23 protein-coding genes and 1 pseudogene are annotated in these 26,497 nt (G+C 71.5%); 17 read left to right on the top strand and 7 right to left on the bottom strand.

Features of this window, described 5'->3' with window-relative positions; translation table 11 throughout:
- Positions 1-43 precede the first annotated feature (43 nt).
- Entirely contained in the window at positions 44-1,828 is a 1,785-nt protein-coding gene (locus tag ACN6LM_RS30445) for an ABC transporter substrate-binding protein (protein WP_445068605.1), read from the bottom strand.
- Positions 1,829-1,902: 74 nt separating this feature from the next.
- Positions 1,903-2,931 carry an ABC transporter permease gene (locus tag ACN6LM_RS30440; RefSeq protein ID WP_445068603.1) on the bottom strand — a complete coding sequence of 343 codons (1,029 nt, stop codon included), beginning with the start codon at positions 2,929-2,931 and terminating at the stop codon, positions 1,903-1,905.
- A 504-nt stretch (positions 2,932-3,435) separates the two neighbouring features.
- Between ACN6LM_RS30440 and ACN6LM_RS30435 the strand changes: the two genes are divergently transcribed.
- From ACN6LM_RS30435 to ACN6LM_RS30410, 6 genes are all read left to right on the top strand, one after another.
- The gene (locus ACN6LM_RS30435; RefSeq protein WP_445068601.1) at positions 3,436-5,067 is read left to right on the top strand and encodes a peptide ABC transporter substrate-binding protein; all 1,632 of its coding nucleotides are present in this window, start codon (positions 3,436-3,438) and stop codon (positions 5,065-5,067) included.
- Positions 5,068-5,166: 99 nt separating this feature from the next.
- Positions 5,167-6,090, top strand: coding sequence for an ABC transporter permease (locus ACN6LM_RS30430; protein ID WP_445068600.1), 924 nt, complete (start codon positions 5,167-5,169; stop codon positions 6,088-6,090).
- A complete protein-coding gene (locus ACN6LM_RS30425) occupies positions 6,083-7,057 on the top strand; it encodes an ABC transporter permease (RefSeq protein WP_445068599.1) in 975 nt (324 codons plus the stop codon). Before ACN6LM_RS30430 ends, ACN6LM_RS30425 begins: the two co-directional genes overlap by 8 nt.
- Before the next feature lie 13 nt (positions 7,058-7,070).
- Positions 7,071-8,048: an ABC transporter ATP-binding protein gene (locus ACN6LM_RS30420; RefSeq protein ID WP_445068598.1), complete on the top strand. Its 978-nt coding sequence runs from the start codon at positions 7,071-7,073 to the stop codon at positions 8,046-8,048.
- Entirely contained in the window at positions 8,038-9,297 is a 1,260-nt protein-coding gene (locus ACN6LM_RS30415) for an ABC transporter ATP-binding protein (RefSeq protein ID WP_445068596.1), read from the top strand. Before ACN6LM_RS30420 ends, ACN6LM_RS30415 begins: the two co-directional genes overlap by 11 nt.
- Positions 9,298-9,476: 179 nt before the next feature.
- Positions 9,477-10,532, top strand: a complete 1,056-nt coding sequence (locus ACN6LM_RS30410) for a hypothetical protein (RefSeq protein WP_445068595.1) — start codon at positions 9,477-9,479, stop codon at positions 10,530-10,532.
- A 1-nt stretch (position 10,533) separates the two neighbouring features.
- Here ACN6LM_RS30410 and ACN6LM_RS30405 read toward each other — a convergent pair whose 3' ends face one another.
- Positions 10,534-12,615 carry an alpha/beta fold hydrolase gene (locus tag ACN6LM_RS30405; protein WP_445068606.1) on the bottom strand — a complete coding sequence of 694 codons (2,082 nt, stop codon included), beginning with the start codon at positions 12,613-12,615 and terminating at the stop codon, positions 10,534-10,536.
- A 208-nt stretch (positions 12,616-12,823) separates the two neighbouring features.
- Between ACN6LM_RS30405 and ACN6LM_RS30400 the strand changes: the two genes are divergently transcribed.
- The 8 genes from ACN6LM_RS30400 (at position 12,824) to ACN6LM_RS30365 (ending at position 20,394) form a co-directional block, all read left to right on the top strand.
- Entirely contained in the window at positions 12,824-13,018 is a 195-nt protein-coding gene (locus tag ACN6LM_RS30400; protein ID WP_018100847.1) for a hypothetical protein, read from the top strand.
- A 51-nt stretch (positions 13,019-13,069) separates the two neighbouring features.
- Complete coding sequence (gene mshB, locus ACN6LM_RS30395; protein ID WP_445068593.1) at positions 13,070-13,969, top strand: N-acetyl-1-D-myo-inositol-2-amino-2-deoxy-alpha-D-glucopyranoside deacetylase; 900 nt, start codon at positions 13,070-13,072, stop codon at positions 13,967-13,969.
- Complete coding sequence (locus tag ACN6LM_RS30390) at positions 13,966-14,421, top strand: DUF6113 family protein (protein ID WP_383295971.1); 456 nt, start codon at positions 13,966-13,968, stop codon at positions 14,419-14,421. The genes mshB and ACN6LM_RS30390 overlap by 4 nt, the downstream gene beginning before the upstream one ends.
- Positions 14,422-14,585: 164 nt before the next feature.
- Entirely contained in the window at positions 14,586-16,718 is a 2,133-nt protein-coding gene (locus ACN6LM_RS30385) for a hypothetical protein (protein WP_445068592.1), read from the top strand.
- 208 nt (positions 16,719-16,926) lie between these two features.
- Entirely contained in the window at positions 16,927-17,862 is a 936-nt protein-coding gene (locus ACN6LM_RS30380; protein ID WP_445068590.1) for an ABC transporter ATP-binding protein, read from the top strand.
- Positions 17,859-18,599 carry an ABC transporter permease gene (locus tag ACN6LM_RS30375; RefSeq protein WP_445068588.1) on the top strand — a complete coding sequence of 247 codons (741 nt, stop codon included), beginning with the start codon at positions 17,859-17,861 and terminating at the stop codon, positions 18,597-18,599. Before ACN6LM_RS30380 ends, ACN6LM_RS30375 begins: the two co-directional genes overlap by 4 nt.
- Positions 18,596-19,786 carry a sensor histidine kinase gene (locus ACN6LM_RS30370; RefSeq protein WP_445068586.1) on the top strand — a complete coding sequence of 397 codons (1,191 nt, stop codon included), beginning with the start codon at positions 18,596-18,598 and terminating at the stop codon, positions 19,784-19,786. The genes ACN6LM_RS30375 and ACN6LM_RS30370 overlap by 4 nt, the downstream gene beginning before the upstream one ends.
- The gene (locus tag ACN6LM_RS30365) at positions 19,783-20,394 is read left to right on the top strand and encodes a response regulator (RefSeq protein ID WP_445068585.1); all 612 of its coding nucleotides are present in this window, start codon (positions 19,783-19,785) and stop codon (positions 20,392-20,394) included. The genes ACN6LM_RS30370 and ACN6LM_RS30365 overlap by 4 nt, the downstream gene beginning before the upstream one ends.
- An 87-nt stretch (positions 20,395-20,481) precedes the next feature.
- On the opposite strand, the gene ACN6LM_RS30360 is transcribed toward ACN6LM_RS30365, so the two are convergent.
- The gene (locus ACN6LM_RS30360; RefSeq protein WP_445068583.1) at positions 20,482-21,213 is read right to left on the bottom strand and encodes a response regulator transcription factor; all 732 of its coding nucleotides are present in this window, start codon (positions 21,211-21,213) and stop codon (positions 20,482-20,484) included.
- The gene (locus ACN6LM_RS30355) at positions 21,210-22,475 is read right to left on the bottom strand and encodes a sensor histidine kinase (protein WP_445068581.1); all 1,266 of its coding nucleotides are present in this window, start codon (positions 22,473-22,475) and stop codon (positions 21,210-21,212) included. The genes ACN6LM_RS30360 and ACN6LM_RS30355 overlap by 4 nt, the downstream gene beginning before the upstream one ends.
- Before the next feature lie 133 nt (positions 22,476-22,608).
- On the opposite strand from ACN6LM_RS30355, the gene ACN6LM_RS30350 reads away from it, so the two are divergent.
- Entirely contained in the window at positions 22,609-23,517 is a 909-nt protein-coding gene (locus ACN6LM_RS30350; RefSeq protein ID WP_445068580.1) for an ABC transporter ATP-binding protein, read from the top strand.
- Positions 23,514-24,362 (top strand): ABC transporter permease, encoded by an 849-nt coding sequence (locus tag ACN6LM_RS30345; RefSeq protein WP_445068578.1) that lies wholly within the window; start codon positions 23,514-23,516, stop codon positions 24,360-24,362. The genes ACN6LM_RS30350 and ACN6LM_RS30345 overlap by 4 nt, the downstream gene beginning before the upstream one ends.
- 17 nt (positions 24,363-24,379) lie before the next feature.
- Here ACN6LM_RS30345 and ACN6LM_RS30340 read toward each other — a convergent pair whose 3' ends face one another.
- Complete coding sequence (locus ACN6LM_RS30340) at positions 24,380-25,309, bottom strand: SDR family oxidoreductase (RefSeq protein ID WP_445068576.1); 930 nt, start codon at positions 25,307-25,309, stop codon at positions 24,380-24,382.
- A 122-nt stretch (positions 25,310-25,431) separates the two neighbouring features.
- Here ACN6LM_RS30340 and ACN6LM_RS30335 point away from each other — a divergent pair, with 122 nt between their 5' ends.
- Entirely contained in the window at positions 25,432-26,004 is a 573-nt protein-coding gene (locus ACN6LM_RS30335) for a TetR/AcrR family transcriptional regulator (RefSeq protein WP_445068575.1), read from the top strand.
- Between the two features lie 86 nt (positions 26,005-26,090).
- Here the strand turns inward: ACN6LM_RS30335 and ACN6LM_RS30330 are convergent.
- Positions 26,091-26,497 (bottom strand): annotated as a pseudogene (locus ACN6LM_RS30330) (coagulation factor 5/8 type domain-containing protein); the annotation flags it as partial.

The raw sequence follows: 26,497 nt of genomic DNA, 5'->3' as shown, positions 1-26,497 counted from the left end.
CTCCCCCCCCCCCCCCCCCCCCCCCCCCCCCGGGGGGTGTCGGCTACGCCTTCACGAACAGCCTGTAGAACACGGCCGAGGACCACAGCGGGTGGAACATGGCGCCGCCGACCTTGGAGCCGTACAGGTAGAAGCGGCGCTGGAACGTCTCGGGGATGATCGGCGCCTCCTCCGTCATGATCCGCTTGTCGAGCGCGGCCCACTGCTTGCCGGCCTCGACCGGGTCGGCGATGGTGACGTTCTTCTTGATGGCCTCGTTGACCCAGTCGACGTTCAGCTGCGAGATGTTGTTCGCGCCGTCCGCGATGGTGCCGCCGTCGAACAGCGGCTGCACCAGCGTGTAGCCGGTCGGCCAGTCCGGGGACCAGCCGAACCACATCACGTCGAACTTGTTGTCGATCTTCTGGATGCCGTCGTAGTAGCTGGTGGACTCCATCGGCTTGAGGACGGGCTCGAAGCCGGCGGCCTTGAGCGCGTTCTCGATGACGACCTTGGTCTTGTCGTAGATGTTGGTCTGCGGGAAGGCGTAGACGATCTTCTGACCCTCCTTGCCCGCCTCCTTGAGCAGCGCCTTCGCCTTCTCCGGGTCGCCCTGCGGCTTCTTCAGCTTGCCGTAGACGTCGTCCTTGGCGTAGCCCATGATGTCGGGGCTCAGGATGGACGTGGCGTAGTCGCCGGCCGAGGGACCACCGTAGATCTTGCGGATCTGCTCCAGCGGCCAGGCGTGGATCAGGGCCTGGCGCACCTTCAGGTCGGTGATGCGCTTGGTGTTGATCGCGTAGTAGTAGAGGCCGGTGAGCAGACCGTTGAAGGTGCGCTTCTTCAGCTCCGGGTCGGTGAGGACCTTCTGGATGCGCTCGGCCGGGACGCCGCTGTACGCCATGACGGCGTACTGGTCGTCGCCGGAGTCGGCGATCAGGCGGTCGGCCGCCTGGAGGGCCTCGGGGCCGAACTCGTACACGAACTCGTCCGGGTACGCGGTGCGGATCGCGTCGGTGCTCGGGTCCCAGTGCTCGTTGCGGACCAGCGTCATCGACTTGTCGACGGAGTGCGACTTGATGCGGTACGGGCCGGCCGAGACCGGGTCCTTGTCGTACTTCTCCTTGCTGTCGCCCTTGACCGGGACGGCGCCGTAGGAGCTCATCGCCAGGGTGAAGTTGAAGTCCGGGCGGGTCTCGGCGAGCTTGAAGGTAATGGTCTTGGCGGCCTTGTCGATCACGACCGAGTCGAGGTGCTTGCCGCTGAAGGGGCCCTTGTACTTCCCGCGGAAGTCGGCGGAGCCGGTGAGCGCCTGCTGGGCGTAGCCGGCGCCCTCGGTGGTGAAGCTGGCGAAGCCGCGCTCGATGCCGTGGCGCACGTCCTCGACGGTCAGCTCCTTGCCGTCCTCCCACTTGAGGCCGTCCTTGAGCGTGAACGCCCAGGTCTTGCCGCCGTCCTTCGTGGTGCCGGCGTCGGTGGCGAGGTCGCCCACGAGCTTCATCGAGCCGTCGGCGGCGATCTTGTAGCCGGTCAGGCAGCGGATGAAGAGGTCACCGACCGCGGAGTTCCAGGAGAAGTAGATGCGCTGCGGGTCCAGGTGGGAGAAGTCGTCCGGAGCGATGCCGCGGATCGTCCCGCCCTTCTTGGCGCCGGGGACCTCGGGAGCGGGGCCGGTGGAGTCCTCCTTGGTGCCGACGACCACCGAGCCGGTGTACTTGTCGGTGCCGCCGTGGCCCTTGCTGCCGTCCTTGCCGGTGCTGGAGCTGCCGCTGCTGCAGGCGGTGAGCACCATCGAGCCGCCGGCCGCGACCGACGTGGCGATGACGAAGTTTCTGCGGGAGAGAGACATGGCTTCCTGCTCTGGTCGAGTGGAGAAACGGTGGATCCGGGTGGGCCCCGTCGCCCGTCCGGAGTACGGCGGATTCAGCGCTTGGTCTTGGGGTCCAGCGCGTCGCGCACGGAGTCGCCGAGGAGGTTGAAGGCGATCACGAAGATGACCATCGACGCGCCGGGGAAGAGCATGAACGTGATGTCGCTCTGGTAGACGTCCGAGCCGCGCTGGATCATCACGCCCCAGTCCGGGGTCGGTGACGTCAGTCCGACGCCGAGGAAAGCGAGACCCGCCTCCGCCGTCACGTACGCGGGCAGCGCGAGCGTGGCCTGGATCAGGATCGGCGTCCAGAGGTTGGGCAGCAGTTCCTTGAAGATGATCCGTGCCGGGGAGGCGCCGGTGACCTTGGCGGCCTCCACGAACTCGCGCTCACGTAGGGCCAGCACCTCACCGCGTAGCAGACGGGCGATGGACGCCCAGCCGAAGGCGGCCATGACCGCGATGAGGGTGACCACGGTCAGCCAGACCGGGGTGTTCTCCTCCGGGTCGACCAGGATCGAGAGCAGTACGGGCCAGAAGGCGATGAAGAAGAGGGTGGACGGGAAGGCCAGCAGGATGTCGATGACCCGGCCGACCAGGTAGTCCGTCTTGCCCCCGAGATAGCCGGCCGTGATGCCCACGGCGACGCCGACCACGGTGAGCAGCAGTGTGGTCGCCGCGGCGATCAGCAGGGAGTTGCGGATGCCGTAGAGCAGGAAGGTGAAGACGTCCCGGCCGAGACCGGGCTCGATGCCGAACCAGAAGTCGCCGCTGATGCCGCCGTTGGGGAGGACCGGGGAACCGAAGTCGTCCAGCAGGCTGGTGTCGTTCTGCCCGTACGTCGTGTACGGGTCCTTTCCGTACAGCTTCGCGATCAACGGGGCGGCGATACCCACCGCGAAGAAGAAAATGACGACAATGCCGGAAATCATTCCGGTGCGGTCCCGCTTGAAACGGCGCCAGGCGAGCTTTCCGGGCGACCGGCCGTCACCTCCCTTTCGTGCGGCGGTCTCCGGCGGAACGGCCGCCGTCACATCCGCCGCCTCAAGGGGGGCTGCTGCGTTCGAGGTTGGAATCGTCATGGTGCTCCTGGCCCGGAGGGTCGAAGGACTCCGCAGGGCACACCCACGGGCTACCCGGACTTTTTCAACGCAATTCACGCAGGGTCAATGAATGTCGAGTTGCCTTGGTCCGCTCTTTGGCAGCTTGGTCCGTTCGTGACCTCCTCATGGCGAGTCTTTTGCCTTGCGTTTGCCCGACTCGGGGCATATTGACCTGCAATTCCATTCAATCCGGGCAATGAGTCCGATATCCGGGCGGCATTGTCTCGGAATTCGTACATCCGGATGCGGCGCTATGCGGCCGATGCCGGTTCGTTGCCTCGCCGTTACCGCTTAGCCCTCGTCAGAGGGGGTGGGAGGGCCTGTCGCGGTGTCGTGTGCGCGTCCGGTATCCGGTGTCCGGGCGTGCGGGCGGAGGATTGACCGGCCCCGCTCTGCCCGAATGGGGGGAGTAGATGTGCGTACGCACCGCTATGCGGTGATATTTGACCTCACGTAAGCCGGAGCAGAACGAGGAGGCACTCCATGCGCGGAGCCACACACGTCAAGTGGGCCGCATGCGCGGCGGCCGTCGCCCTGGCGGCGACGGCCTGCGGCGGGGGCGACAGCGGTGGCGGTGGAGGTGGCGCCGACGGGATCGTCAGCTCGTCCTGGGGTGACCCGCAGAACCCCCTGGAGCCGGCCAACACCAACGAGGTGCAGGGCGGCAAGGTGCTCGACATGATCTTCCGGGGTCTGAAGAAGTACGACCCGAAGACCGGCGAGGCCACGAACATGCTCGCCGACAAGATCGAGACCAAGGACAACCAGAACTTCACCGTCACGGTGAAGGACGGCTGGACCTTCAGCAACGGCGAGAAGATCACCGCCAAGTCCTTCGTGGACGCCTGGAACTACGGCGCCCTCCTGAAGAACAACCAGAAGAACGCCTACTTCTTCGGCTACATCGACGGCTACGACAAGGTCCACCCCGAGTCCGGGAAGGCCACCGCCTCCAAGCTGTCCGGCCTCAAGGTCGTGGACGACAAGACCTTCACGGTCAAGCTGTCGCAGAAGTTCTCGCTGTGGCCCGACACCCTCGGCTACCCGGCCTTCGCCCCGCTTCCCAAGGCCTTCTACACCGACCACGCCGGCTGGCTCTCCAAGCCCGTCGGCAACGGCCCGTACACCATCGACAAGTACACCAAGGGCTCCTCGATGAGCCTGCGCAAGTGGGACGACTACCCCGGTGACGACAAGGCGCAGAACGGCGGCATCGACCTCAAGGTCTACACCGACAACAACACCGCCTACACCGACCTGACGGCCGGCAACCTCGACCTCGTGGACGACGTGCCCGCCTCGCAGCTCAAGAACGTCAAGTCGGACCTCGGCGACCGCTACATCAACACCCCGGCCGGCATCATCCAGACCCTCGCGTTCCCCTTCTACGACAAGAACTGGAACACCCCCGGCGCGATCAAGGTCCGCCAGGGCCTGTCGATGGCGATCAACCGCCAGCAGATCACCGACCAGATCTTCCAGAAGACCCGCACCCCCGCGTCCGACTGGACCTCCCCGGTCCTCGGCGAGGACGGCGGCTTCAAGAAGGGGCTCTGCGGCAAGGAGTGCACGTACAACGCCGCCGAGGCGAAGAAGATGATCGAGGACGGCGGCGGCATCCCCGGCGGCCAGCTCAAGATCTCGTACAACGGTGACACCGGCTCGCACAAGGAATGGGTCGACGCCGTCTGCAACAGCATCAACAAGGTCATGGGCAACAACAGGGCGTGCGTGGGCGCCCCCGTCGGCACCTTCGCCGACTTCCGCAGCCAGGTCTCCCAGCAGAAGCTGCACGGCGCCTGGCGCGCGGGCTGGCAGATGGACTACCCGCTCATCCAGAACTTCCTGCAGCCCGTGTACTACACCAACGCCTCGTCCAACGACGGCAAGTGGAACAACAAGCAGTTCGACGACCTCGTGGACAAGGCCAACGCCGAGTCCGACAAGGCCAAGGCCGTCTCCACCTTCCAGGACGCCGAGAAGGTCATGGTCCAGCAGATGCCCGTCATCCCGCTCTGGTACCAGAACGGCAGCGCCGGCTACTCGGAGAACGTCACCAACGTCTCGCTGAACCAGTTCAGCGTCCCGGTGTACGAGCAGATCAAGGTCAAGTAAGGGACGAAGCCGGGTGACCCGTGCGGTGACGCACCGGCCGCCCGGCTTCCCCGTCCCCCGACTCCTCAGCCTCCGTCCCCGCGACCCCCGGAGCCCTTCATGGGACGTTATGTGATCCGGCGGCTGCTGCAGATGATCCCGGTCTTCTTCGGCACCACGCTGTTGATCTTCCTGATGGTGAACGTGATGGGCGACCCCATCGCCGGCCTCTGCGGCGACCGCCAGTGCGACCCGGCGACCGCCGCCCAACTCCGCGCGGAATTCGGCCTCGACAAGCCGGTGTGGCAGCAATACCTCACCTACATGGGCAACGTCTTCACCGGCGACTTCGGCACCGCGTTCAACGGGCAGGAGGTCACCGAGCTGATGGGCACCGCCTTCCCCATCACCATCCGCCTCACCCTCGTCGCGATCGTCTTCGAGATCGTCATCGGCATCAGCCTCGGTGTCGTCACCGGGCTGCGCCGCGGCCGGCCGGTCGACACCACGGTCCTCATCCTGACGCTGGTCGTGATCTCGATCCCGACCTTCGTCACCGGTCTGCTGCTCCAGTTGCTCCTGGGCGTCGAGTGGGGCGTCATCAAGCCGTCCGTCTCGCCCGAGGCCCCGCTGAACGAGCTGATCATCCCGGGCCTGGTGGTCGCCTCCGTCTCGCTGGCGTACGTCACCCGGCTCACCCGGACCTCGATCGCCGAGAACACCCGCGCCGACTACGTCCGCACCGCGACCGCCAAGGGGCTGCCCAGGCGCCGCGTCGTCATCCGGCACCTGCTGCGCAACTCGCTGATCCCCGTCGTCACCTTCATCGGTACGGACGTGGGCGCCCTGATGGGCGGGGCGATCGTCACCGAGCGGATCTTCAACATCCACGGCGTCGGCTACCAGCTCTACCAGGGCATCCTGCGCCAGAACTCGCAGACCGTCGTCGGCTTCGTCACCGTCCTGGTGCTCGTCTTCCTGGCGGCCAACCTGATCGTCGACCTCCTCTACGCCGTACTCGACCCGAGGATCCGCTATGCCTGAGCAGACACCGGACGAGGCGATCTCGGCCGCCGGAGCCGGCGGGCCGACGGATCTCGCGCTCGCGGAGGGCGACAGCCTGGAGAAGACCCCCGGCGGCCCCCGGGGGACCGGTCCCGACACCAAACCGCAGAGCCTGTGGTCCGACGCCTGGCGCGACCTGCGCCGCAACCCGGTCTTCATCATCTCCGCGCTGATCATCCTGTTCCTGGTGGTCATCTCGATCTGGCCGCAGCTCATCGCGTCCGGCGACCCGCTCGACTGCGACCTCGGCAAGGCCCAGCAGGGCTCCCAGCCCGGCCACCCCTTCGGATACGACGGACAGGGCTGCGACGTCTACACCCGCGTCGTCTACGGCGCCCGCAACTCCGTCACCGTCGGCATCTGCTCCACCGTCGGCGTCGCCCTCATCGGCAGCGTCCTCGGCGGCCTCGCGGGGTTCTTCGGCGGCTGGTGGGACGCGATCCTGTCCCGGCTCACCGACATCTTCTTCGGCATCCCGGTCGTCCTCGGCGGCCTGGTCTTCCTCTCCGTGGTGACCAGCTCCACCGTCTGGCCGGTGATCGGCTTCATCGTCCTGCTCGGCTGGCCGCAGATCGCCCGTATCGCCCGCGGCTCGGTCATCACCGCGAAGCACAACGACTACGTCCAGGCCGCCCGGGCCCTCGGCGCGTCCAACGGCCGGATGATGCTGCGCCACATCGCGCCGAACGCCGTCGCCCCGGTCATCGTCGTCGCGACGATCGCGCTCGGCACGTACATCTCGCTGGAGGCGACCCTGTCGTTCCTCGGCGTCGGCCTGAAGCCGCCCGCCGTCTCCTGGGGCATCGACATCTCGGCCGCGTCCCAGTACATCCGCAACGCCCCGCACATGCTCCTCTGGCCCGCCGGCGCGCTGGCGGTCACGGTGCTGGCCTTCATCATGCTCGGCGACGCGGTGCGCGACGCCCTCGACCCCAAGCTGCGCTGAGGAGTCCGCTGCCATGTTGCTCGAAGTACGCGATCTGCACGTGGAGTTCCACACCCGGGACGGGGTGGTGAAGGCCGTCAACGGGGTCAACTACTCGGTGGCCGAGGGCGAGACGCTGGCGGTGCTCGGCGAATCCGGCTCCGGCAAGTCGGTCACCGCACAGGCGGTCATGGGCATCCTCGACATGCCCCCGGGGAAGATCCCGCGGGGCGAGATCCTGTTCAAGGGCCGCGACCTGCTGACGATGAAGAAGGAGGAGCGCCGGAAGATCCGCGGCCAGGAGATGGCCATGATCTTCCAGGACGCGCTGTCCTCCCTCAACCCCGTGCTGACCGTCGGCGAGCAGCTCGGCGAGATGTACGTGGTGCACCGCGGGATGTCCCGCAAGGACGCGAAGGCCAAGGCCGTCGAGCTGATGGACCGGGTCCGCATCCCCGCCGCCAAGGAGCGGGTGGGCAACTACCCGCACCAGTTCTCCGGCGGCATGCGCCAGCGCATCATGATCGCGATGGCGCTCGCCCTGGAGCCCTCCCTGATCATCGCCGACGAGCCGACCACCGCGCTCGACGTGACCGTGCAGGCCCAGGTGATGGACCTCCTCGCGGAGCTCCAGCGCGAACTGAACATGGGCCTGATCCTCATCACCCACGACCTCGGCGTGGTCGCGGACGTCGCCGACAAGATCGCCGTGATGTACGCGGGCCGGATCGTCGAGACCTCACCCGTGCACGACATCTACAAGGCACCCGCCCACCCGTACACCAAGGGCCTGCTGGCCTCCATCCCGCGCCTGGACCAGAAGGGCCAGGAGCTGTACGCGATCAAGGGGCTGCCGCCCAACCTGCTGCACATCCCGCCCGGCTGCGCCTTCAACCCGCGCTGCCCGATGGCCCAGGACGTCTGCCGCACCGACGTGCCGCCGCTGTACGACGTGGCCGAGCACCGACAGAGCGCCTGCCACTTCTGGAAGGAGACGCTCGATGCACGCTGACCACTCGGGGCGCAGGGAAGCCCGCGAGGAGGGTGAGACGGCGCGCACCCTGCTGTCCAAGTCGCGCCACGAGAGCGCATACGCGGGCGGCGAACCGATCCTGGAGGTGCGCGACCTCGTCAAGCACTACCCGCTGACCCAGGGCGTCGTCATCAAGAAGCAGGTCGGCGCGGTCAAGGCCGTCGACGGGGTCACCTTCGACCTCGGGGCCGGCGAGACGCTGGGCGTCGTGGGGGAGTCCGGCTGCGGCAAGTCGACGGTCGCCCGGCTGCTCGTGCACCTGGAGCAGCCGACGGCCGGCTCCATCCGGTACAAGGGCGAGGACATCACCAAGCTCTCCGGCCGTGCCCTCAAGGCGGTCCGGCGCAACATCCAGATGGTGTTCCAGGACCCTTACACCTCGCTCAACCCGCGCATGACGGTCGGCGACATCATCGGGGAGCCGTACGAGATCCACCCCGAGGTCGCCCCGAAGGGCAGCCGGCGCCGCAAGGTGCAGGAGCTCCTGGACGTCGTCGGGCTCAACCCGGAGTACATCAACCGCTACCCGCACCAGTTCTCCGGCGGCCAGCGCCAGCGCATCGGCATCGCCCGCGGCCTCGCGCTCAACCCGGAGATCATCGTCGCCGACGAACCCGTCTCCGCGCTCGACGTCTCCGTCCAGGCGCAGGTCGTCAACCTGCTGGACCGGCTCCAGGCCGAGTTCAGCCTGAGCTACGTCTTCATCGCGCACGACCTGTCCATCGTGCGGCACATCTCCGACCGGGTCGGCGTGATGTATCTGGGCCGGTTCGTGGAGATCGGCACCGATGCGGAGATCTACGAGCACCCCACGCACCCGTACACGCAGGCGCTGCTGTCCGCCGTGCCGGTGCCGGACCCCGCGGCGCGGGAGTACCGCGAGCGGATCATCCTGCACGGCGACGTGCCGTCCCCGGCCAATCCGCCCTCCGGCTGCCGCTTCCGCACCCGCTGCTGGAAGGCGCAGAAGCGGTGCGAGCTGGAGGTGCCGCTGCTGGCGGTCCCGGCGGCGTTCCTGGACGTGGACAGCCCGGCCCGGCATGCCTCCGCCTGCCACTTCGCGGAGGAGAAGCGGGTGGTCCCGCCGGAGGGCACGCTGGGTTCCGTGCCGGGGGAGGGCGGCCAGGAGGAGGCGGCGGAGCGGGCGACGGAGGCGGCGAGGCCCCCCGGACCGACGGACCGCGACGAGGGCCCGCCCCCGCCCTCCGGGAGCAGCCGGGCCGTCTGACGCGTCGTTAACACCGGAGCAACGTCCCCGATATACGGACGCGGCACCATGGACGACGTACGGCCGTGCGGGTGCCGTGGACCGGTCGGCGGGGTGTGACGCCCCCCGGCCGGTCGCCGTGCGGGCGGCCGGCGCAGGCCCTCTTGTCCGGAGGGCGGACGCACGGAAGTATCGCCGGTGTGATACTCACCCGCGGAGCAAGAGTCACCGGAGCCGTCCTGTCCGCCGTGCTCGCGGTGATCGTCGCGTGCTGGCTCATACGGGACGTCGATGCGATGGGTTTCGGCCAACTGTGGCGGAACTGGGCCGGGTTGTACGACGTCCGCATGCGGGCCGCCCCAACCACCTCGGGCACGGACCTCGTCCTGTTCGTGGTGTACGTGGCCGTCGCCGTGGCCGCGCTGCGCACCGCGTCCGCCGCGTCCGCGCTCGTCGTCGCCGGGGTGGTCACCCTCACCGTGCGGCTGCCCGGACTCTGGACCATCGGCAGCCGCCGGATGGAGGCGGTGTACTCCGACGACCTGCGCTCGCGGGCCCTGATCTGCGCCTTCGTCGCCGTCGCCGCGACCGCCGCGATGGCCATCACCGCCGGGGCGGGCCGCCGGCCGCCCGTCGACTCCTACGAACGGACGCCGACCGGGCCGGGCCCCGGCGCGGGCGTCCTGGCGTTCCTGGCGCTGTGCGCCGCCGGGGTGGTGCTGATCGCCTGGGAGATCCGCCAGGTCGTCCGGGACCCGGAGTTCTTCCCCGACTGGTACGTGGGCGGCGACCGGATCGCGCAGTACCTGACCGGTCCGCCGCCGGGCTGGGCGACCGTGATGCTCGCCCTGCTCTGCGTGTTCGCCGGGATCAGCGCCGCGGCCCGGGCCCGGCACGCCCGCCCGTTCGGCCTGGTGGCCGCGGCGGTGCTGCTGCCCGGCGGGGTGTTCGGGGTGGTCCGCATCGTGCACTACGACATGCTGGAGCACTTCGGCGACCTGCCGACCGAGCTCCAGCTCAGTCTGCTCAGCTCGTTCTTCCAGCTGCTCGCCGCCCTGGCCGCGCTCATCGCCCTCGCCGTGCCCGGCCCGGTCCGCGCGCCGGGCCAGGACCCGTGGGCCGGCGGCCCGGGATGGGGCCCCTCGCCGGCCACGTCCCCGTACCCCGGACAGCGGCCCGGCTACGGCTACCCGCAGGGCGGCAGCGGCGGATTCGGCCCGCCCCCGCCGCCCACGCAGCCGCCGCCCGGTTGGTAGCTCAGAGCCCCAGCGACCGCTTCAGGAAGTCCACCTGGAGCAGCAGCAGGTTTTCGGCCACCTTCTCCTGCGGGGTCATGTGGGTCACCCCGCTCAGCGGCAGCACCTCGTGCGGGCGGCCCGCGGCGAGCAGGGCCGAGGACAGCCGCAGGGTGTGCGCGACGACCACGTTGTCGTCCGCCAGACCGTGGATGATCATCATGGGCCGCACCTGCTCGGCCGCGTGCGACAGCCCCTCGTCGGTGAGCAGCGAGTTGTACGCGTACACCTCCGGGCTCTGCGCCGGGTCGCCCAGGTAGCGCTCGGTGTAGTGGGTGTCGTAGAGCCGCTGGTCGGTGACCGGGGCGCCGACGACCGCCGCGTGGAAGACGTCGGGCCGTCGCAGCGCGGCCAGCCCGGCCAGGAAGCCGCCGAACGACCAGCCCCGGATGGCCACCCGGTCCAGATCCAGCGGGAAGCGCTCCGCGAGCGCGTGCAGGGCCTCCACCTGGTCGTCGAGGCTGAGCGCCAGATTGTCCTTGACCGCCTTCTCCCAGGCCGGTGAACGGCCGGGCGTCCCCCGCCCGTCCGCGACGACGACCGCGAAGCCCTGGTCCGCGAACCACTGCGAGGTGAGATGCGGGTTGTGGGCGGCCACGACCCGCCGGCCGTGCGGTCCGCCGTACGGGTCCATGAGGACCGGAAGCGGACCATCCGACTCCGAGTACCCGGTGGGGAGCAACACGGCGCACGGAATCCGCCGTGCGCCCCCTTCGGTGAGCACCGGCCGCGCGGTCAGCACCGGGCGCTCCGCGCGGTTCTCCACGACGGCGACCTCCTTGCCGTCCCGCAGCACCCGCGCCGTCGGCCCCGGCCGCTCCGGCGTCGCCGAGACCAGCACCGTCACCCGGCCCGACCGCACCGCCGTGTGCACGCCGGCGCCCTCGGAGACCCGCTCGACGCCCAGCTCGTTGACCCGGTACACATGGCTCTCGCCGGTCTCCGGCTCCGCCGCCTCCGCGCCCGCCGACGCCGACACCAGGACGTCGGAGTCCCCGATGTCCAGCACCGACTGGAGGTGCAACTGGGCCCCGGTCAGCGTCCGGTCGCCGACCGCGAGCCGCCGCGCCCCGCCCTCGTCCGTGATCCGCACGAGCCGCCCGTCCGGCGCCCACGCGGGCACCCCGGGGAACAGCTCCAGCCAGACCGGGTCCTCGTCCGCGTGCACGGTCCGGGTCGCCCCGGTCTCCGGGTCCACCGCGAGGTACAGCTGGCTCTGCTGGTCCCGGGCCTGGACGAGGAGCAGCGGAGCCCCGTACGAGGACCAGTGCACCCGCGCCAGATACGGGAACCGGGCCCGGTCCCACACCACTTCGGTGCGCTTGCCGTCCAGGTCCACGACGTGCAGCCCCACCACCGCGTTGGGCGTGCCCGCCGCGGGGTACGCGACCTCGGCCGGCTTGCGCTCGGGGTGCGCGGGGTCGGCGATCCACCACCGCCGCACGGGGCTGTCGTCGGCCCGGGCCACCAGCAGCCGGTCGGACTCCGGCGACCACCAGAAGCCCCGGTTGCGGCTCATCTCCTCGGCCGCGATGAACTCCGCCAGCCCGTACGTGACATGGCCGTTCTCCGGCTCCGCGAGAGCCCGGTCCGCCTCGCCGTCCACACCGACGACCCGCAGGGCACCCTTGGACACATAGGCGACGTGTCGCCCGTCCGGGGAGGGGCGAGGGTCGATCACCGGGCCGGGAACGGGCAGCGCGCGCGCCCCGCCCGCGCCCAGACCGGCGACGTACACCTTCCCGGAGAGCGCGAACGCGGCCAGTTCGGCGGACCCGTCCAGCGCGTAGCCCACGATCCCCGACGAGCCCTCGCGGCTGCGCTCCCGCCGGGCGCGCTCCTGCGCCGACAGGCGCTCCTCCGAACCGCCCAGCAGGGCCGCCGGATCGGCCACCAGGCGTTCCCGCGGCCCGGTGCCCTCGTCGAGGTCCAGCACCCAGAGCTGCCCCGAGCGGTCCGTACCCGAACCCGAGCGCAGGTAGACCACGCGTCCACCGTCGGGTGACACCGTGAACGCGCGCGGTGCCCCAAGGGTGAATCTCATGGTCCGGGCCAACTGGAGCGGAAACGTGATCTCTGACGAAGTCATGCGCCGAACCTATCGGCCGCGCCCGTCCGTGCGCCCCTCGTGCTGCTGTGCCCCGACCAATGCGTTGCCACGGATAGTTATGATCCGTAGCGCTCGGTGGGTATGAACCTGCTGGCTCCGCGCGTGCTGCCCGTCCCGACCGTACAGATGGAGGTGAACCGCCGTGGCGCTCTCGATTTCGGCGGTGGTGCTGCTGGCGATCATCGTCTTCCTGCTGATCCGGAAGTCCGGACTGAAGGGAGGACATGCGGTCGTCTGCGCGCTGCTCGGTTTCTATCTCGCCAGTTCGTCCATCGCGCCCACCATCTCCGAGCTCACCACGAACGTGGCGGGCATGATCGGCGGCATCAAGTTCTGACGCGGTCACCCGTCGGCGGGCGGCCGTCGCGGAGGCTCGTAGGCTGGTCCCATGACGGACCTTCCCGCCCGGCGGCTGCTCCTGGTGCACGCGCACCCGGACGACGAGTCGATCAACAACGGCGCCACCATGGCCAGGTACGCGGCCGAGGGCGCCCTGGTCACGCTGGTGACCTGCACGCTCGGCGAGGAGGGCGAGATCATCCCGCCCGCGCTCGCCCACCTCGCCGCCGACCGCGACGACGCGCTGGGCCCGTACCGCGTCGGCGAACTGGCGGCGGCCATGAAGGAGCTGGGCGTCACCGACCACCGCTTCCTCGGCGGCCCCGGGCGCTACCGGGACTCCGGGATGATGGGCACCGAGCAGAACCACCGCCCCGGCGCCTTCTGGTCGGCCGACCTCGACGAGGCCGCCGGACACCTCGCGGACGTGATCCGCGAGGTGCGCCCCCAGGTCCTGGTGACGTACGACCCCGACGGGGGCTACGGACACCCCGACCACATCCAGGCCCACCGGGTCGCCACCCGCGCCGCGGAGCTCGCCGCCGACGCCGCGTACCGCCCCGGCTCCGGCGCCCCGCACGCCGTCGCGAAGGTCTACTGGAACCGGGTGCCGCGCTCGGTCGCCGAGGAGGGGTTCGCCGCGCTGCGCGCCGAGGCCCCGGACGCGTTCCCGGGGATCGCCGAGATCGGCGACGTACCGGGCGTGGTGGACGACGACCGGATCACCACCGTGATCGACGGCGCCGGCCACGCGGACGCGAAGGCCGCCGCGATGCGGGCGCACGCCACCCAGATCGCCGTCCAGGGGCCGTACTTCGCCCTGTCGAACGACCTGGGGCAGCCCGTGTTCACCACGGAGTACTACGAGTTGGTCGCCGGGGTCCCGGGCGCTCCGGCGGGCGAGCGCGAACGGGACCTCTTCGCGGGCGTGCCGGGGGCGGACCGGTGAGCGGCAGCAGCAGGGCGCGGGCCGGCGGCAGTCGGACGGAAGCGCAGAAGAAGGACATTCCGGCCGGCGGTATGGCCGCGCCCCTCAACCCCGCCCGGATCGCCGCCCTGTTCGGGCTCGCAGTCCTCGGCGCCGTCGTGGGCATCGCCGGGGCGCTCGTCCAGCCCGCCTGGTTCCCCGGCGGGCTGCTGCTCGCCCTGGCGGCAGCGGCCGGCCTCTTCCACGGCGGGCGCACGCTGACAGGCACCCAGCCCGGGGCGGTGGCGCCGGCGGCGGGATGGCTGATTTCGGTCGTCTTTCTGCTCAGCGGGCGGCCCGAAGGAGACTATGTCTTCGGTGACGCGCTCGGCCTCGGGCTCTTCATGCTGGGCGGAATGGCCATCGCTGTGATCTGCGCCACCATGCCGCGATCGTCCGGGCAGCGGGCCGAAAGCGGCCGACCTGCCAAGTAATGTGCTCCGTCCGATCCCGTAATGCCCCCTGCCCGTCCGGGGGGTGCGCAGTCGTTTCCCCCGGTCGCGGGGTGTGTGCCGGCGGCGGCCAGTATGGTGGTTCGCGCGCCCGGGCTGCGGCACGGGGGAAGTACGGGCGGCGGAGCCAATCGGGAGAACCTGCTTTGAGTCGTGAAACTGACAGTTCGTCCTCCGGGCCCCAGGGTCGCGGAGGAGCCGCGTACCCCTCGGGTACGCCGCCGTACGGATCCCGCCAGTATCCGTCGACGCACCCGTCGCAGGACGCCCCGGAAGGGTCCCGGGAACCCGGCGGTGCGGACCGGCCCGATGAGCCGAAGACCGAGACGACGCTGACGACGCGCATCCGGATCAACATCCCGGGGTCGCGCCCCATCCCGCCCGTTGTCATGCGTACGCCCATGAGCGACGCCGATGCCGAGGGCGAGCGCACCGGCTCGACCCCGCGTCCGGGCGCCTCCGCACCGGGCGGCGCACCGCAGACGCCCCAGGCGCCGGCGGCGGAGGGCGGCGAGGACGCGGACCAGGCGGAGTCCGCCGGGAATCCGGGCAAGGAGAAGAGCGGCAGCGACTGGTTCGCCCCCCGCAAGCCCGCGGCGGCCGCCAAGCCTGCGGCGGACGGACGGCCCGGCGGCGGCGACACGGACGGCGCGGGCTTCCCGGCGCCGGGCGGTGCCGGTGATCCGGGTGCGGCCGGCGGCCCGCGTGCTGCGGGTGCTCCGGCTGGATCCGGTGGGTTCGGTGGTGCCGGTGTCACGGGTGGGCCTGGCGGTGCCGGTGGTGCCGACGGTCCCGGCGCGCCGGCCGGCCACGGCGGTCCGGGAGCTCCCGGACCCGGCCGCGTCTCCCCGCCCTCCGGTCCCCGTACCGACCTGCCGTACTTCTCGGACGGCCCGCAGCGCGACGTCCCGGAGGGCCCGGGCGGCCCGCGTGCCACCCCCGACCTGGGCGTCCGCACCCCCGGCCCGGCCGGCCCCACCACGGGCCCGGCCGCCGGTGCCTCGCCGCTCACTCCGAACCTCGACGGCCCCGGCCCCTTCCAGCCCGGCCCCGGCCCGCTGAACACGGGCGGCCCCGGGCAGGGCGGTGTGCCGCCGCGCATGTCCGACGACACCGCCATCCTCACCCCGCAGTTCGCCCCGCCCCCGGGCAGCCCCGGCGGCAACGTCTCCGGTGACACGCTGAACAGCGGCATCCCCGTCGTGCCCGGCGACCGGAACGTCCCGGGCGACCCGATGGGCACCGGACCCGGCGGCCCGGGCGGCCCCGGTGCCCCGGCGCCCCATCCGGCCCCGGCGGCCCGCCCCGCACCGAAGCCGGCGCCCGTCAAGAAGGGCCGCTCGAAGCTGGTCCTGCTCGGCGCGGCGGCCGTCTGCCTGCTCGGTGTCGCGTACGGCGCCGGACTCCTGATGAACCACTCCGACGTCCCCAAGGGCACCACCGTCCTCGGTGTCGACATCGGCGGCGGCACGAAGGAGGAAGGTGTCGAGAAGCTGGACTCCGCACTCGCCAAGCGCGCCGCTTCCCCGCTCAAGCTGACCGTGGACGGCAAGGAGACGGAGCTCGCCCCGGACAAGGCCGGGCTCTCCCTGGACAGCCAGGCCACCGTGCGCGGCGCGGCCGGCAGCGACTACAACCCGGTCTCCGTGATCGGCTCGCTCCTCGGCGGCGCGCGGACCGTCGAGCCGGTCTTCCCGGTGGACGAGGAGAAGCTGGGCGTCGCGCTCCGGGACCTGGCCGGCGGTTCGGGCACCGTGAAGGACGGCACCATCAAGTTCGAGCCGGGCAAGGCCGTCGCCGTACCGGGCAAGGCCGGCAAGGCGATCGACGTGAACAAGGCGATGGGATCCGTCCGGGACGCCTACCGCGCCCAGGTCGAGACCGGCAGCACCAGGACCGTCGAACTGCCCGTCGTCACCAAGGAACCCTCCATCACCCAGGCCGAACTGGACCGGGCGATGAAGGAGTTCGCGGAGCCCGCGATGTCCGGACTGGTCACCATCAGGGCGGGCGGCAAGGAGATCCCGTTCGGCCCGGCGAAGTCGCTGCCGCAGATCCTGTCGATGAAGGCGGTCGACGGGAAGCTGGTCGACGTCTACGACAAGGAGGCCATCGACCGGCTCTGCGCCGGTGTCTTCGACGGCATCATGATCACCAAGGGTGACGGCAAGAAGCACCAGCTCAGCGCGGACGACGTGGCCTTTGCCATGAAGGGCGCGCTGATGGGGAAGACCCCCGCCGAGCGCACGGTCACGATCGACCTCGACGGCAACGGCTGACCCCCTCCGCACCCCGTGCCACCCGCCCCCGACCGGACTCCGGCCGGGGGCGGCGGCGTGAACGGCCAAAACCGGTTCCCGGCCTGGTGCCGGCTTCCCCGCACCCGGCCCCCGTACACCCGTCACCCCTGGCGCATGACATCTGTCATCCCGGATCCACGACCGTCGGCCCTGCCGCGCGCACCCCCCGGTCGGCCAGGCTGGACGCATGACAACGACAGCCACCGGAGCGACCGCGACGAAGACCGCGGTGGTCAGCTTCGACCGGGTCAGCAAGGTCTACGGGGACGTACGCGCCGTCGACGGGCTCACCCTGGACCTGCACCCCGGCGAGACCGTGGCCCTCCTCGGCCCCAACGGAGCCGGCAAGTCCTCCACCCTCGACCTGCTCCTCGGCCTGCGCACCGCCGACTCCGGCACGGTCAGCCTCTTCGGCACCACCCCGCAGGCGGCCATCACGGCCGGCCGGGTCGGCGCCATGCTGCAGAGCGGCGGCCTGATGGAGGACGTCACCGTCGAGGAACTGGTCCGGCTGGCCTGCGACCTGCACCCGCGCCCCCACCCGGTCGGCGAGGTGCTGGCCCGGGCGGGCATCGCGGCGATCGGCGGCCGGATGGTCAACAAGCTCTCCGGCGGCCAGGAGCAGCGCGTACGGTTCGCGCTGGCCACCGCCGGCGCCAGCGACCTCATCGTCCTCGACGAGCCGACGACCGGCATGGACGTCACCGCCCGCCAGGCGTTCTGGGCCACCATGCGTGAGCAGGCCGAGCAGGGACGTACCGTCCTGTTCGCCACCCACTACCTCGAAGAGGCCGACGCGATCGCCGACCGCGTCCTCGTCCTGCACAAGGGGCGCCTCCTCGCCGACGGGACCGCCGCCGAGATCAAGGCGAAGGCCGGGGCCCGCCGGATCGCCTTCGAGCTGGAGGGCCCGATCGACCGGGCCGCCCTGAGCGCACTGCCGTTCCTCACCTCGCTCGACGTCAACGGCCGACGGGTGCGCATCCAGTCGCACAACGCCGACGCGACCGTGCACGCCCTCTACGGCCTCGGTCTGTACCCGCGCGAGCTGGAGGTCGCCGGACTCGGCCTGGAACAGGCATTCGTCGCCATCACCGAGGCCGAGGAGGCCAAGAACTCGTGAACACCCTGATCCGGCTCGAAGTCACCCGCACCCTGCGGAACAAGAAGTTCATGTTCTTCTCGGTCCTCTACCCGTCGGTGATCTACCTGCTGATCTCCGGCACCCAGAACGACACCGCCACGATCCCGCACACCGATCTGACCCTCCAGTCCTTCTTCATGGTCTCCATGGCCTCCTTCGGCGCGCTGACGGCCGTCCTCATGGGCAACAGCGAGCGCATCGCCAAGGAGCGCGAGAAGGGCTGGGTGCGCCAGCTGCGGCTGACCGCGCTGCCCGGCCGGGGCTACGTCCTCGCGAAGATCGCCAGCGCCGCCATGGTCACGCTGCCCTGCATCGTCGTGGTCTTCCTCGTCGCCGCCTCGGTCAAACACGTCCGCTTCGACCTGTGGCAGTGGTTCGCACTGACCGGAGTCATCTGGGCCGGCTCCCTGGTCTTCGCCGCGCTCGGCGTCGCCATCGGTTACGTCACCAGCGGGGACGCGGTCCGCCCGGTCACGATGATCATCTACTTCGGGCTCTCCATCCTCGGCGGCCTCTGGATGCCCAGCGCGACCTTCCCGCAGTGGCTCCAGAACATTTCCGAGTGGCTTCCCACACACGCGTACGCTGCACTCGGCCAGGCCGTCGAGATGGGCGGCGCGCCGCACGCCAAGGACGTCGCCGTCCTCTGTGCCTACTTCCTGCTCTTCGCGGGCGGCGCGGCCTGGCTCTACCGGAAGGACACACTGAAGGCGTGAACGACGAGGAGATGTCGGTGGGGCTCGGGCGGCCGCCCGCGACCGCCCGGCAGGCCGGGATCAAGCTGCTGTGGATCGGCATCTGGCTCGCCTTCATGAGCGCGCCGGTCAAGGACCTCGCCGACGGCAACCACACCCCGTGGGCGACCGCGCTCGGCGTGCTCGGGCTGCTGGTCTTCGTCGGCGCCTACCTGGTCCTGGTCTTCCGGCACACGTCGAAGGCGCTCGACCCCTTCCGGGTCCGGGCGTCGATCGCCTTCCTCGGGGCCCTCGCCCTCCTGCTGGCGCTGACGTTCGGCACGCCCTGGCTGGTCCTCTTCGTGTACGTGGCGGTGTCGGCCGGTGCCACGATGCCGCTGCGCACCGCGCGGTGGCTCATCCCCGTCGTCACCGCCGTCATGGTGGGCGTCGGCGCGACCCTGGAGGACCCCCGCGAGACCATCACCGCCCTGGTCTTCCCCGCGCTGCTGGGCGGCTTCGCGATGACGGGCGTACGGCAGATGGTCCGCACCACGATCCAGCTGCGCGAGGCCCGCGCCACCGTCGCCCAGCTCGCCGCCAACGAGGAGCGTCTGCGCCTCGCCCGCGACCTGCACGACCTGCTGGGCCACTCCCTCTCGCTGATCACCCTCAAGAGCGAGCTGGCCGGCCGGATGCTCCCCGACCGGCCCGAGCTGGCGGCCGCCCAGGTCGCGGACATCGAACAGGTCAGCCGCCAGGCCCTGGTGGACGTCCGCAGTGCCGTCACCGGCTACCGCCGGCCGACCCTCCCCGGCGAACTGGCCGGGGCGCGCACGGCGCTGGCCGCCGCCGGGGTCGACGCCGACGTCCCGGCCGGCCTCCCGGCCGACCTTCCGGACGGGCTGTCCGAAAAGGCGGAGGAGGTGCTCGCCTGGGGGCTGCGGGAGGCGGTCACCAACGTCGTACGCCACAGCGGCGCGCACCGCTGCACGGTGACCCTGGTTCCCCGTCAGACGCTGGACGGGCGGGTGCTCGAACTGACCGTCGCCGACGACGGCCGGGGCGGCGCCGGAACCACGCCCGGCAACGGCCTCACCGGGCTGACCGAACGCCTCGCCTCGGTCGACGGCACCCTCACCACCCGGGCCACCCAGCCCCGTTCGGGCAAAGGCTTCACCATGGTCCTCAGCGTTCCGTTCGAATCCGGCCTAGGATCCGCGGAATGAGCATGATCAGACTTCTCCTCGCGGAGGACCAGTCCATGGTGCGCGAGGCCCTGGCGGCGCTCCTCGGCCTGGAACCGGACATCGAGGTGGTCGCCCAGGTCGCCCGGGGCGACGAGGTCCTGGCGGCGGCCCGCGAACACTCCGTCGACGTGGCCCTCCTGGACATCGAGATGCCCGGCATGACCGGCATCGAGGCGACGGCCCGGCTCCGCGAGGCCCTGCCGGACGTGAAGGTCGTGGTCGTCACGACGTTCGGCCGGCCCGGCTATCTGCGCCGTGCCATGGAGTCGGGCGCCGACGCCTTCCTGGTCAAGGACGCCCCCGCGTCCCAGCTCGCCGAAGCGGTACGCAAGGTGCTCGCCGGTGAACGCGTCATCGACCCCGGCCTCGCCGCCGCCGCCCTCGCCGACGGCGCGAACCCGCTGACCGACCGCGAGAGCGAGGTCCTGCGCACCGCCGCCGACGGCTCGACCAACGCGGAGATCGCCGCCGCCCTCCACCTCTCCCAGGGCACCGTCCGCAACTACCTCTCCATGGCGATCCAGAAGCTGGCCGCCCGCAACCGCGCCGAGGCGGTCCGCCTGGCGCGCGAGAAGGGCTGGCTGTAGGGGCCGCCCGGTCGGAGCCCTCGCGTCCGGGCCGTTCCGGTCGGAGCCGCCCCGGTCGGAGCCGTCACGGACCGGCCGCCGCCCCTGTCACCGCCCCGGGGACACCAGCCCCGCCTCGTACGCGATGATGACCAGCTGCACCCGGTCCCGCGCGCCCAGCTTGGCGAGCAGGCGGGTGAGATACGTCTTCGCCGTGGCGACGCTGATGACCAGGCGCTCGGCGATCTCCGCGTTCGAGAGCCCGCCGCCGACCAGCACCAGTACCTCCCGCTCCCGGTCGGTGATCGAGGCCAGTGGTGCCGGGGCCGGTGCGGACGGCGAGGGACGGGCGGCGAACTCCTTGATCAGCCGCCGGGTGACGCCGGGGGCGATCAGCCCGTCGCCGGACGCCACCACCCGGACCGCCGCCAGGATGTCGTCCAGCGCCATGTCCTTGACCAGGAACCCGGCCGCCCCGGCGCGCAGCGCCCCGTACACGTAATCGTCGTCGTCAAAGGTCGTCAGGACCACCACATGCGCCCCGCCGCCCTGCGCGACGATCCGCGCGGTTGCCTCGATGCCGTCCATGCCGGGCATCCGGATGTCCATCACGACGACGTCCGGAGCCAGCCGGGCGGTCAGCCGGACCGCCTCCTCGCCCGTCCCCGCCTCGCCGACCACCTCGATGTCCGGGGTTTCCGCCATGACCATGCGCAACGCGGCCCGCACCAGCGGCTGGTCGTCCGCGAGCACGACCCGGACCGGGGGAGGGGCGGCCGCCTCGCCGTCCGCGTCCTGGGCGGTGTCCTCGGGCGCGCCGGGGCGCCCGCCGCCGCTCATGTCGCCGCTCCCCGCACCGGCTCCTGCTCCGGCGGCGCGGGCATGGCCTCCCGCGCACGCTCCGGCACGGGCACCGGCAGACGGGCGGTGACCCGGAAGCCTCCGCCCGGGGCCGGCCCGGCGGCGAACTCGCCGTGCAGCAGCGTCACCCGCTCCCGCATCCCGGCCAGGCCGAACCCGGGGGCCGCGCCGCGGCCCCTGTCCCGCCCCGCGCCCCGGCCCCGGTCCGTGATCTCGATGGCCAGCTCCTCTTCGCCGTAGTCGACGCGGACCCGGCAGGCGTCGGTCTCCGCGTGGCGCACCACGTTGGTCACCGACTCCTGGACGATCCGGAACGCCGACAGTTCCAACTCCGTTGGCAGCGTGCGCCGTTCCCCCTGCCAGTCCACCTCGACCCGTACCCCGGCGGCGGTCGTGGCCCGGGCGAGCCGGTCGACGTCGGCGAGGCCCTCGGCGGGGCGCAGCGGCGCGTCCTGGCCGGGCCCGGTCTCCCGGAGCGCGCCCAGCATCCTGCGCAGCCCCGACAGGGTCTCCCGGCCCGCCGCCTCCACCGCGCTCATCGCCTCCCGGGCGGCGTCCGGCCGGGTGTGCACGACCCTGGCCGCAGCGCCCGCCTGGAGGGCGATGATGCCGACGCTGTGGGCCACCATGTCGTGCATCTCGCGGGCTATGCGCAGCCGTTCCGCGACGAGCGCCCGGTCCGTGGCCCGGGCCGTCAGTTCCGCGTCGTGCCTGCGGCTCTCGTGCACCGAGCGGCCCACCAGCCAGGCGACGACCGCCGTCAGGGCGACGGCCAGCTCCGCCGACGTACCGGCGCTCCATGCCGCGAGCACCCGGTAGCTCACGTAGGAGACCAGGACGAGGACCGACATGACGAGGGCGAGGACGCCCGTGCGCAGCGGGCGGGCGGCCGCCGTGAAGTACAGGGCGACGTCGACGGCCAGGAACTGCGTCAGGGGTATCTCCGCCACCCCGAGCGGCATGGTGGCGAGCGCGGAGGCGGCGAGCAGCACCGCCGTCGCAGCCAGCGGGCGTCGGGTGAGCCATCGGCAGCCGGCCAGGAGCAGCGCCGTGGACAGCACGTGGGTCAGCAGGCCGTCCCAGCGGTAGAACAGGACCCCGGGCAGGATCGACGCCCGCTGCTCGCCGGGCAGCCGGACCCGCATGAGGAGGGTGAGCACCATGCCCGCGAACCAGGCGGCCGCCACCCACGCGCCCGGTGGGACGCGCTTGAGCAGGGGCAGGACGGGCGAGCTGGACATGTGCCGAGCGTAACCAGCGCCGAACCGCCGCACATCGGCCCACGGTTGTACACCCACGGGTGCAGTCCCGCCCGCCCGGATGTCAGCGACGGCACGACGACACCGCCCGGTCGCGGCCCGCAGGGTGGGGTCCGTGATCGAAGTCAACGGACTGACCAAGCGATACGGCGGCGCCACCGCCGTGGACGACCTGACCTTCACCGTCCGGCCGGGCGAGGTGACCGGCTTCGTCGGGCCCAACGGGGCGGGGAAGACCACCACCCTGCGCATGCTCCTCGGCCTGGTCGAGCCGACCGCCGGAACGGCCACGGTCCGGGGCCGCCCGTTCCGCGACCACCCCCGCGGACTGCGCCACGTCGGCGCCCTGCTCGACGCGGGCGACGTCCACGGCGGCCGCACCGCCCGCGCCCACCTCGCCGTGCTGGCCCGGAGCAACGGCATCCCCCGCGCCCGGGTCGACGGGATCCTCGAAGAGGTGGGCCTCGCGGCAGCGGCCCGCCGTCGCGTCAGCGGCTTCTCGCTCGGGATGCGCCAGCGCCTCGGCATCGCCACGGCCCTGCTCGGCGACCCGCCCGTCCTGCTCTTCGACGAACCGCTCAACGGCCTCGACCCGGAAGGCGTGCTGTGGGTGCGCGGACTCTTCCGCCGGCTCGCCGCCGAAGGCCGTACCGTCTTCGTCTCCAGCCATCTGATGACCGAGATGGAGCACACCGCCGACCGGCTCGTCGTCATCGGACGCGGCGCCCTCATCGCGGCCGAGAGCCTGAGCGCGTTCGCCGCCCGCTCCGCCCGCCGCAGCGTCACCGTGCGCACCCCGGACGCGGCGGACCTGACGCCGCTGCTCACCGCCGAAGGCGCCTCGGTGACCGGGGACGGCGACCGGCTCACCGTGACCGGGCTCCCCGCCGAGCGCATCGGCGAACTCGCCCTGCGCCACCGGGTCCTGCTGCACGGACTGACCACCCTCGGCGCCTCGCTGGAGGAGGCGTTCATGGAACTCACCGCGGACAGCGTCCAGTACCCGGCAGGAGACCCCCGATGACCACGGCCACCGCCACCCCCGTCACGCGCGTCGAGGCCCGCGCGCGCTTCACCGACCTGATCGCCGCCGAGTGGCTGAAGACCTGGTCGCTGCGCTCGACACCCTGGCTGTACGCGCTGAGCGCACTGGCCGTCGTCGCGTTCAACGCCGGTACGGCCTACGACCACTACAAGTACTGGTACCAGTACGACAGGGGCAGCCAGGAGTTCTTCGTCAGCCACCGCCTGGCACTCGTCGACGCCTTCACCGACAACTCCGCCCTGGTGCTCGTCCTGGCCCTGGCCGCGATCGGCGCCGTCTCGGTCACCGGCGAGTACGGGACCGGGCTCATCCGCACGACGTTCACCGCCGTGCCCGCCCGGCGGTCGGTGATGGCCGCCAAGGCCCTCGTACTCGCCACCGTCACCACGGCCTTCGGTGTGCTCGTCGCCGCCGCCTCCTTCGCCTCGACCCGGGCGATCCTGTCCGGACGCGGCGCCTCGGTCTCCCTAGGCGACCCCGGAACGCTCCAGGTCCTCGCCGCGTCCGCGCTGCTCGCCCCGGTCGTCGCGCTCACGGGCCTCGCGATCGGCACGGTGATCCGGCACACCGGGACGTCGATCGTGGCGTGTGTGGTGGTGCTGCTCCTGCTCCCGATGGTCCTCAGCGACCGGCGCCACCTGACAGCCGTGCTCCGGCACACCCTGCCGTTCAGCGCCTGGGACCGCCTGGCGGGCGGGGCCCTCCCGCAGCCCCCGCCCGAGCTCCACCCGTGGTCGGAGGCGGGCGCCTGGACCGTCTACGTCCTGTGGGCGCTGGTCGCGGGGGCGGTCGCGGTGTGCGCGGTGCACCGCCGCGACCAGTGAGCGCGGCGGGTTGCTCGCTACGCCCCCGGCGCGCCGAAGTAGTGCCCCTGGTCCAGGTCCTCGATGAGCCCGGGCCCGGCCGGCTTCCAGCCGAAGCGGTCGCGGGTCAGCGCGCTGGACGCGGGTGAGTCGAGGCCCACCATGCCGGCCAGCCAGCCGAAGTGGCCTGCCGCGTCCTCGGGCGCGACGGAGGCGGCGGGGACGCCGAGGTGGCGGGCGACGGTCTCGGCGACGGACCGCAGCGCGACGCCTTCCTCGGCCGCCGCGTGCAGCGTGGAGCCGGCGGGGGCCCCTTCCAGGGCCAGCCGGAACAGGTGGGCGGCGTCCGCGCGGTGGACGGCCGGCCAGCGCTGAGAGCCGTCGCCGACGTAGCCGGAGACGCCCTGGGCGCGGGCGGTGGCGACGAGGGCGGCGACGAAGCCCTGGTCCCCGGCGCCGTGGACGGTCGGGGGCAGCCGGACGACGGAGGAGCGGACGTCGCGGGCGGCGAGGGCGACCGTCGCCCGCGCGTTGTCCTGGCGGCCGCCCGGGCCCCCGGCGGGCGCGTCCGGGGCGGTGCTCCGTCCGTCCTCCTCGGTCGCGACCCGGCCCGGGGCCAGCCCGAGGAGCCCGGACGCGATGACGAAGGGCCTGCCGGAGCCGGCGAGCGCGTCCCCGAAGGCGTCGATGGCCTTCCGGTCCGCGTCGGTGGCGCCCTGGAAGTCCCCGGAGAACGCGATGTCGTGCTTGAACGCGAGGTGGACGACCCCGTCCGCGTCCGCGGCGGCCTCGCGCAGTACGTCCAGGTCGTCCAGCGAGCCGCGCCGCACCTCCGCCCCGGCGGCGGCCAGCGCCTCGGCCGAGGCGTCCGAACGGGCGAGCCCGACGACCTGGTGGCCCGCCCCGATGAGCTCGGGGACGACCGCGGAACCGATCCAGCCGGACGCGCCGGTGATGAATACACGCATGGGAAACCTCCTGGAACAGGCCGACGATCCGGGCATGCCGGACATCCGACCGACCCTTGATGTCAGCGACTGTCATCAGCCTAACGCCGATGTCAGTCACTGTCATCCCATAGAATCACCGCATGGGTCGATGGGAGCCGAACGCGCGCGGCAGGCTGGAGCAGGCCGCCATGGAGCTGTACGGCGAGCGGGGTTACGAGCAGACGACCGTGACCGAGATCGCCAAGCGGGCCGGGCTCACGGAACGCACGTTCTTCCGGCACTACGCGGACAAGCGCGAGGTGCTGTTCGCCGGCTCCGCCCTGCTCCAGGAACGCCTGGTGAGCGGCCTCGCCGGGGCACCCCCGTCCGCGCCCCCGATGGACGCTGTGGCGGAGGCGCTCCAGGCGGCCGCGGCGGTGTTCGACGAGCGCCACGAGGGGGCCCGGCAGCGGCAGCGGATCATCACCGCCAACGCGGAGCTCCAGGAGCGCGAGCTGGTCAAGCTCGCGTCGCTCGCCTCGGCGATGGGGGAGGCCCTGCGGGCGCGCGGCGTCGGCGAACCGGCGGCCAGTCTGGCGGCCGAGGCGGGGATCGCCGTCTTCAAGGTCGCCTTCGAGCGCTGGATCGACACCATCGGCGTGCGCGGCCTGGGCGCGTTCATCCTGGAAGGGCTCGCCGGACTCGAATCCCTGATGGCGGGCGGCCGGCCCTGACACGGCGGCGCCCGCCCCGTCGGAGGTGACGGAGCGGGCGCCGGGTGGAAGGCTCGCGTGGACGGAGGGCCGAACCTGCGGCCTGTCTAGGGGAACGACACCACGTTCGACGGCACGGTGGAGGTCCCGGAGGTGGGGGAGCCGGTGTCGTTGATGACGTGGTTGTACTGGCCCTGGCCGCCGAGTGAGACGACGAGCAGGTCGTGGAACTTCACGCCTGCCTTGACCGGGGCTTCGAAGCCGTGGTCCTGGCGGATGCTGGGGTCGACGTTGAAGTAGCAGTAGCTGCCGAGTCCCCAGCCCTCGTGGGTGTTGACCGAGTCGTCCACCTTGTAGGCGGCGTAGCCCTTGACGTCGCCGTTCTGGACGGCTGCCTGGTTGGGGGCGTCGTAGGCCTTCTCGTTCTGGAAGAAGATCGTCCTGCCGTTCTCGCCGGACCAGCGGACGTCGTACTTGTTGAAGTGTTCGACGAAGAGTCCGGTGGCCAGGACGT

Source organism: Streptomyces sp. SAS_281 (assembly GCF_052542855.1).
Note: the sequence above shows the minus strand (reverse complement) of the source record. Positions and strands in the feature narration are given on the sequence as shown.